Consider the following 9,209-nt stretch of genomic DNA (forward strand, 5'->3'; position numbering starts at 1 on the left):
TCGCGTGCGTTGCGGAGTTTGGCTGGTCGGGGTGCGATGGCGTCGATCGGGCTGGATCCGGAGTCGGTGGAGGAGCATCTGACGCGGGGTGTGTCGGTGGCGGCGGTGAACGCTCCGGGGCAGATCGTGGTGAGTGGTCCGGCGGACGAGGTCGCCGAACTGTGTGCGCGGCTGGACGCGGTGGGTGTGCGGGCTCGGCGGATTGATGTGGATTACGCGTCGCATCACGCGCAGGTGGAGCAGATTGCTGGCGAGTTGCGTGCTGGGTTGGATGGGTTGACGTCCCGTGGTGGTGAGGTGGCGATGTGGTCGACCGTTACCGGTGAGGCGGTCGAAGCCGGGGACCTGGATGCCGCGTATTGGTATCGGAACCTGCGTGAGCCGGTGCTGTTCGAGACCGCGGTCCGTGCAGCACAAGCACAGGGGCACGGGAGGTTCGTCGAGGTGGGTCCCCACCCCGTACTCGGACTCGCCCTGACCACCATCCTCAACGACACCGACGGCAAGGTCCTCCACACCCTCCGCCGCGACCAGCCCGAACAGGCACAGCTACTGACCGCCCTGGGGGCAGCCTGGACAGTCGGGCTGCCGGTCGTCTGGCGCAAGGTGCTGCCCGTCGCGGAGCCGGTGGCGTTGCCGACGTATGCGTTCCAACGCCAGCGCTATTGGTTGGATGTCCCCGTGGTTGCGCCGGCTGCGGCTGCGGTTGTGAAGAGTGACAGTTGGCGTTATCGGGTGGGTTGGACGCCGTTGAGGGTTCAGCAGGCTGGTGGGTTGGCGCGGCGGTGGCTGCTGTTGTGCCACGACGACGGCGAGGCCGGGCACGTACGGCGGGCACTGGAGGAAGCCGGGGCGAAGGTCGACGTGCGCACCCTGCCCACCGCCCCGGACCGGGAGAGCGTGGCGGAGCTGTTGGCGGGTGCGGAGCACATTGCGTATCTGCCGGCCGGCTTCGACCGGAGCCATCCGGACCACCCGGGGCTGTCCGAAGGGCTGGCGTCCGTCCTGGTGGTCATGCAGGCCGCCGCGGAACAGCCGAATGCCCGCCTGCGGGTGCTCACCCGCGGCGCCGTCACCGCCCCCGGGACGGACACCGCTCCCGACCCGGACCTGGCGGCGGTGTGGGGCCTGGGCCGGGTGTTCGGACTTGAGCACCCGGAGCAGTACGGCGGACTGATCGACCTGCCCGCCGTCTGGCAGTCCGGCACCGGCGACCAACTGGTCGCCGCGCTCGCCGAGCCGGTCGAGGACCAGATCGCGCTCCGCCCGATCGGCGCCTTCGCCCGCCGACTGCACCACGCGCCGGCGCCGTCCGGCGGCGGCGAGCCGTGGAAGCCGAGCGGCACCGTACTGATCACCGGCGGCACCGGCGCGCTCGGCGGCCACCTGGCCCGCTGGCTGGCCCGGCACGGCGTCGAGCACCTCGTCCTGGTCAGCCGTACCGGACCCGCCGCGCCCGGCGCGGTCGCGCTGGCCGACGAGCTCACCGAGCAGGGGACCCCCACCACCGTCGTCGCCTGCGACATCGCCGACCCCCGGCAGGTGGCCGACCTGCTGGCCGGCGGCGACCACCCGCCGATCACGACCGTCATCCACGCCGCGGGCGTACCGCAGCGCACGACGCTGCAGGAGTCCGGGCCCGACACGTTCGCGGAGCTGCTGCGGGCGAAGGTGCTCGGCACGCAGAACCTGGTCGCGGCCCTCGAAGAGCACCCCGTGGACCGTCTCGTGCTGTTCTCGTCCAACTCGGGCGTCTGGGGCAGCGGGATGCACAGCGCGTACGCCGCCGCCAACGCCTACCTCGACGCCGTCGCCGAGCAACTGCGCGGCCGGGGCCTGCGGGCCACCTCGGTCGCCTGGGGCCTGTGGGGCGGCGGGGGCATGGCGGAAGGCGCGGGCGAGGAGTACCTGTCGCGGGTGGGCATCCGACCGATGGCTCCGGAGCTGGCCGTCGAGGCGCTGCACGGGGCGCTGACCTTGGACGAGACGTTCGTGGCCGTGGCGGACGTGGACTGGGAACGGTTCGTACCGACCTTCACCGTGGCCCGGCGCCGACCGCTCATCGAGGACCTGCCCGAGGTCCGGCGACTGGCGCCGGCCGCCGGGGCGGCGACGGCCGCCGCGCCCGCGGACGACGCGCAGTCGCTGCGGAGCCGGCTCGCCCCGCTGGGCGCCGACGACCAGCACGCCGAACTGCTGAGGACCGTGCAGCAGGAGGCCGCCAAGGTGCTCGAACTCCCCGGCCCCGAGGCGGTGGAGGAGCACCGGGCGTTCCGGGACCTCGGGTTCGACTCGGTGATGGCGGTCGAGGTGCGGAACCGACTCGGGAACATGTCCGGGCTGCAACTGCCCGCCACCCTGGTCTTCGACCACCCGACACCGGGCGCCGTGGTGGCGTACCTGCACGGCGCCCTGTTCCGGGACGGCGCCGGCGTCGGCGCCGCGCCGGCCTCCCCGCTCGCCCAGATCGAGCAGCTGGAGGGCGCACTGCTACGAATGGCCCCCGACGACCGCGAGAAGGCGCGGATCACGCTCCGCCTCCAGGCACTCCTGGAGAAGTGGCGCGACGGCGACGAGCCAGGACGGCGGGACACCGGCGCGGAGGAGTTCGAGTCCGCGACGCCCGACGAAGTATTCGACTTCATCGACAGGGAGCTGGGACAGCGCTGACCGCGCACGCGCCCAGCCCGTTCGATTCCGGCGATTGAGATTGTGATGACGGACCAGGACAAGCTGTTCGAATACCTCAAGCGTGTGACCGGTGAACTGAAGCAGACCCGGGAACGGCTGCTGCGCTACGAGTCCGGTGAGCACGAGCCCGTCGCCGTGGTGGCGATGAGCTGCCGACTGCCGGGCGGGGTGCGCAGCCCCGATGACCTGTGGGAGCTGGTGGCGAAGGGCGGGGACGCGATCACGGCGTTCCCGACGGACCGCGGTTGGGCGGTCGAGGAGCTGTACGACCCGGAGCCGGGGCGACCGGGCAAGACGTATGCCCGCGAGGGCGGCTTCGTCGCGGACGCCGCCGACTTCGACGCGGAGCTGTTCGGGATCAGTCCGCGCGAGGCGCTGGCGATGGATCCGCAGCAGCGACTGCTGCTGGAGGCCGCTTGGGAGCTGTTCGAACGCGCGGGCCTGGATTCGGGCGCGCTGAAGGCCAGCTCGACGGGTGTCTTCGTGGGCGCGGGCTTCCAGGGGTACGGCAGCCAGGCGGACGCCTCCGACGGGTACCTCCTGACCGGCTCCACCGGGAGTGTGGTGTCGGGTCGGTTGGCGTACGTGTTCGGGCTTGAGGGTCCTGCGGTGACGGTGGACACGGCGTGTTCGTCGTCGCTGGTGGCACTTCACTTGGCGGCGCAGGCGCTGCGGTCGGGCGAGTGCTCGCTGGCGCTGGCCGGTGGTGTGACGGTGATGTCGACGCCGGGTGCGTTCGTGGAGTTCAGCCGGCAACGGGGGATGGCGGCCGACGGCCGCTGCAAGCCGTTTGCGGCGGCTGCGGACGGCACGGGGTGGGGTGAGGGCGTCGGGCTGGTGTTGTTGGAGCGGCTGTCGGACGCGGTGGCGAACGGCCACCAGGTGTTGGCGGTGCTGCGCGGCTCGGCGGTGAACCAGGATGGTGCGTCGAATGGATTGACGGCGCCTAATGGTCCGTCGCAGCAGCGGGTGATTCGTCAGGCGTTGGCGAGCGCGGGTCTTTCTGCTGGTGAGGTGGATGTCGTGGAGGCCCATGGGACCGGTACGACGCTGGGTGACCCGATCGAGGCGCAGGCACTCCTTGCTACCTACGGCCAGGAGCGGACGGAGGGTCGTCCACTCTGGCTCGGTTCGGTGAAGTCGAACATCGGGCACACACAGGCCACGTCCGGCGTTGCTGGTGTGATCAAGATGGTGATGGCGATGCGGCATGGGCGGTTGCCTGAGTCGTTGCATGTGGATGAGCCGTCGCCGTATGTGGATTGGTCGGCGGGTGAGGTGCGGCTGCTGACGGAGTCGGTGGCTTGGCCTGCTGAGGAGCGCGTGCGACGGGCGGGGGTGTCGTCGTTCGGCGTGAGTGGGACGAACGCTCACGTGATTTTGGAGGAGCCGCCGGCGGTTGAGGCGCCCGAGGTGGCGGCGGTGGAGGCTTCTGGTCCGGTGCCGTGGGTGGTGTCGGGGCGGGGTGATGCTGGTTTGCGGGGTCAGGCGGTGCGTCTGGCCGACTTCGTGCGGGGTCGTGAGGACGTTGACGTGGCTGGGGTGGCTGTTGCGTTGGTGGGGCGGGCTCGGTTGGAGTCGCGTGCGGTGGTGATGGGTGGGGACGTTGGTTCTCTGCTTTCCGGCTTGGATGCGTTGGCGGGTGGTGGGGTTGTTGATGGGGTGGTGGTGGGTTCGCCGGTGGGTGGGAAGTCGGCGGTGTTGTTCACCGGTCAGGGTTCGCAGTTCGCGGGTATGGGTGCGCAGTTGTATGAGCGGTTTGAGTCGTTTGCTGCTGTGGTGGATGAGGTGTGTGCTGTTGCGGATGGGCTGTTGCCGGAGCCGTTGCGGCCGGTGATCTTCGGCGAGGACGCTCGGGGTGAGCGGGTTTCGGAGACCGTGTTTGCCCAGGTCGGGCTGGTGGCGCTGGAGGTTGGTCTGTGGCGTGTGCTGTCTGAGTTCGGTGTCCGGGCTGACGTCCTGGTGGGTCACTCGGTGGGGGAGATCAGCGCCGCCGTGGCCGCGGGTGTGCTGAGTTTGGAAGACGCCGTTCGGTTGGCCTGCGCACGTGGCAGGTTGATGCAGGGCCTTGCTGGTGGTGGCGTGATGGTGTCCGTTGCCGCCCCGGCCGAGAAGGTCGAAGCGCGTGTTGCTGGGCTTGATGGTGTGTGGGTGGCGGCGGTGAATGCGCCGGAGTCCGTGGTACTTGCGGGCGAAGCCGATGCAGTTCGTGCCGTGGTGGACGAGTTGACCGCTGAGGGCGCGCGGACTCGGTGGCTGCCGGTGAGCCATGCCTTCCACACCCCGTTGATGGAACCCGTGTTGGAGGAGTTCGCTGCCGCGATCGCCGATCTGTCGTTCAGGCCGGCCGAGATCCCCGTGGTGTCGACGGTGGCGGGTGAGCTGGCAGACGCGGCCTTCGGAAGCCCCGAGTACTGGGTGAACCATGCACGCCAGCCCGTGCGGTTCGCGGACGCAGTGAATGCGGCTCGAGGGTTGGGTGTTCGGTTGTGGGCTGAGGTGGGTCCGCAGCCTGCACTGTCTGCGGCGATGCCTGAGCGTGACGGGGAGGCTGTCGCGAGTTTCATGCGTCGTGACCGCGACCAGGTCACCAGTGTTCTCACGGGACTGTCCCGGCTCCACGTGCACGGCGTGGACATCGACTGGGACCGTTGGCTGCCCGAGGCGTCTGAGCGGGTGGAGGTGCCGACGTATGCCTTCCAGCGTCGTCGCTACTGGCTGGAGGCCGCGCCGGTCGCAGGAGGGGCGCCGGTTGACGCGAGTACGGCGGAGTTCTGGGAGGCGGTCGAGCGGAACGATCTCGGTGCGCTGGGCATCGATGACGGCACGCCTTCCGATGCGGTGCTTCCCGCTCTGTCGGCCTGGCGGCGCGGGCACCAGCAGCGGCAAGCGCTCGCCGACTGGCGCTACGACGTCACCTGGAAGCCTCTACCCGTCTCCGTACCCGAAACCGCCGTGCCCGCCCTCACCGGCACCTGGCTCGTACTCACCCGGGTCGGTCACGACACCGCGGAACTCTCCGCCGCAGTCGCCCGCGCCGGTGGGCGGACGGTGGAGGTCGCCGTCCCCGTCGACGTCACGCAGGAAGAGCTGTCGCGTCGGCTGACCGAGACGTGCGACGCCGCCGCACCGCCGGCCGGAGTCCTCTCCGTACTCGCCGTGGCGGACACGGCTGCGGACGAGGACGCCACGTCGGCCCGACTGCCCGAAGCGGTACCCGAAACCGTGTCCGACACAGTGACCGACACCGTCACCCTGATCCGTGCCCTGGGCGACGCCGGTGTGGACGCACCCTTGTGGTGTCTGACCCGAGGCGCCGTCACCACGGGCGACGACGACCCGACGGACGACCCCGTCGCCGCGCTCGTCTGGGGCATGGGCAGGGTCGCCGCACTGGAGCACCCGGGCCGGTGGGGCGGGCTGATCGACCTCCCGGCGAGTCCCGACGAGAACGCGTACGACCAGGTCTGCCGTCTCGTCACCCGTACGGACCGCGAAGACCAGGTGGCGATCCGCCCGGCCGGTGCGTTCGCGCGCCGAGTGCGCAGGGCGGGCGCCGGCACCGCGACCACGACGACGTGGCGGACCCGGGGCACCGCGCTCATCACCGGCGGCACCGGCGCCCTCGGCGGCCACGTCGCCCGCTGGCTGGTGGGGCAGGGCATCGAGCACGTCGTCCTGCTGGGGCGCCGAGGCCCCGACGCTCCGCAGGCCGCCGCGCTGCGCGACGAACTCACCGCGGCCGGAGCCCGCGTCACCGTCGCCGCCTGCGACGTGGCGGACCGCGAGCAACTGCACGGCGTGATCCGACAGGTCCGGGCCGACGGAGCGGAGATCCGGGTCGTCGTGCACGCGGCCGGTGTGGGCTGGACGGGCGCGCTGGCGGAGGTGCCGCCCGCGGACTTCCGACAGACCATGGCGGCGAAGGCGCTCGGCGCGCTCCACCTCGACGCCGCATTCGACGGTGCGGACCTCGACGCGTTCGTGCTCTTCTCCTCCATCGCCGGGATCTGGGGCAGCGGCGGCCAAGGTGCGTACGCCGCGGCCAACGCCTTCCTCGACGCGCTGGCCAGACACCGCCGCGACCGCGGGCTGGCCGCGACCTCGGTGGCCTGGGGAGCCTGGGCAGGCGACGGCATGGCGGAAGGCGACGCCGCGGTACGGCTCGGCCGCCGGGGCATCACCACCATGCCGGCCGACCGGGCGGTGGCCGCGCTGCAACAGACCCTCGACCGGGGCGAGACCACGTCCACCGTCGCAGACGTCGACTGGAGCCGCTTCGCGCCGACGTACCGAATGGTCCGCGACAACCGGCTGTTCGACGACATACCCGAGGTCCGGAAGGCGCTGGCCGCCGAGCAGGTCGACGGCGACGAGAACGACGGCGGCGACTCCGCGCTGATCGAGCGGCTGCGGTCGCTCGACGACGCCGAACAGCGCCGCGAACTGCTCGACGTGGTCCGCGCAGCGGCGGCCGATGTCCTCGGTCACGCCCACGCCTCCGACGTCCACGAGGACCGCGCCTTCCGCGACCTCGGCTTCGACTCGCTGACGGCCGTCGAACTGCGCGACGGCCTGCACGCCGCGACGGGGCTGCGCCTGCCGGCCACCCTGGTGTTCGACCACCCCACCCCGCGGGGGCTCGCCCAGCACCTGTGGACGGTGGCGTTCGACCGCCACCCCACCGCGTCGGCGCTGCCCGCGCTGCCTTCGGCGGCCGTGCCCGTCGACGACGACCCGATCGCCATCGTCGGCATGAGCTGCCGGTACCCGGGCGAGGTCCGTTCGCCGGAGGACCTGTGGCGGCTGGTCGCCACCGGTGGCGACACGATCACGGACTTCCCGACCAACCGCGGCTGGGACCTGTCGACCCTGTTCGACGACGACCCGGACCGCCCTGGGACGAGCTACGCCACGACGGGCAGCTTCCTGCACGACGCCGACGAGTTCGACGCCGAGTTCTTCGGCATCAGCCCGCGGGAGGCGCTGGCGATGGACCCGCAGCAGCGGCTGCTGCTGGAGGTGGCCTGGGAGGCGGTGGAGCGGGCCGGCATCGCCGCGGACTCCTTGCGGACCAGCCCGACGGGCGTCTTCGTCGGTACGAACGGTCAGGACTACGTGTCCCTGCTGGGCGACGCGGGACTGGTCGGCGAGGGGTACTTGGCGACCGGGAACGCGGCGAGTGTGGTGTCGGGTCGGTTGGCGTACGTGTTCGGGCTTGAGGGTCCTGCGGTGACGGTGGACACGGCGTGTTCGTCGTCGCTGGTGGCGATGCACCTGGCTGCGCAGGCGCTGCGGTTCGGAGAGTGCCGCCTGGCCGTGGCCGGTGGTGTGACGGTGATGTCGACGCCGGGTGCGTTCGTGGAGTTCAGTCGGCAGCGTGGGCTTGCGGCCGACGGTCGGTGCAAGCCGTTCGCGGCGGGCGCGGACGGCACCGGCTGGGGTGAGGGCGTTGGGGTGCTGCTGTTGGAACGACTGTCGGACGCGGTGGCGAACGGTCACCAGGTGTTGGCGGTGGTTCGGGGTTCGGCGGTGAATCAGGATGGTGCGTCGAATGGTTTGACGGCGCCTAATGGTCCGTCGCAGCAGCGGGTGATTCGTCAGGCGTTGGCGAATGCGGGTCTTTCTGCTGGTGAGGTGGATGTCGTGGAGGCCCATGGGACCGGTACGACGCTGGGTGATCCGATTGAGGCGCAGGCGTTGTTGGCGACGTATGGGCAGGAGCGGGCGGAGGGTCGTCCGTTGTGGTTGGGGTCGGTGAAGTCGAACATCGGTCATACGCAGGCTGCTGCGGGTGTTGCTGGTGTGATCAAGATGGTGATGGCGATGCGTCACGGGCTGCTGCCTGAGTCGCTGCATGTGGATGAGCCGTCGCCGCACGTGGATTGGTCGGCTGGCGAAGTACGACTCTTGACGGATTCGGTTGCTTGGGAGAGCAATGGCCATCCGCGTCGGGCTGGTGTCTCTTCCTTCGGTGTGAGCGGCACCAACGCACATGTGATCGTGGAGGAGCCGCCGGCGGTTGAGGCGCCCGAAGTGGCGGCGGTGGAGGCTTCTGGTCCGGTGCCGTGGGTGGTGTCGGGTCGAGGCGACGGAGGACTGCGGGGGCAGGCGGCTCGGCTCGCCGACTTCGTACGGGGGCATGAGGACCTGGACGTCGCCGGGGTGGCTGCCGGATTGGTGGGGCGCGCGGTGCTGGAGGACCGCGCGGTGGTCGTGGGCGACGACGTCTCCTCTCTGCTGTCGGGATTGGACGCGTTGGCTGATGGTGGGGCTGTTGATGGGCTGGTGGTGGGTTCGCCGGTGGGTGGGAAGTCGGCGGTGTTGTTCACCGGTCAGGGTTCGCAGTTCGCCGGGATGGGCGCCCAGCTTTACGAGCGCTTTGAGTCATTTGCCGCGGTTGTCGACGAGGTGTGCGCGATAGCGGATGGGCTGTTGCCGGAGCCGTTGCGGCCGGTGATCTTCGGCGAGGACGCTCGGGGTGAGCGGGTTTCGGAGACCGTGTTTGCCCAGGTGGG

General features: G+C 70.7%; 2 protein-coding genes. Both read left to right on the forward strand.

The annotated features are described in order from the left end of the window. Positions 1–9 precede the first annotated feature (9 nt). Entirely contained in the window at positions 10–2,670 is a 2,661-nt protein-coding gene (locus ABZ842_RS38410; RefSeq protein WP_361548412.1) for an SDR family NAD(P)-dependent oxidoreductase, read from the forward strand. Positions 2,671–2,715: 45 nt separating this feature from the next. After that, positions 2,716–9,209 (forward strand): type I polyketide synthase (locus ABZ842_RS38415; protein ID WP_361548409.1); only part of this gene is annotated, 6,494 nt, incomplete at its 3' end.

This window comes from Streptomyces sp. NPDC047315, assembly GCF_040643215.1.
GTDB lineage: Bacteria > Actinomycetota > Actinomycetes > Streptomycetales > Streptomycetaceae > Streptomyces.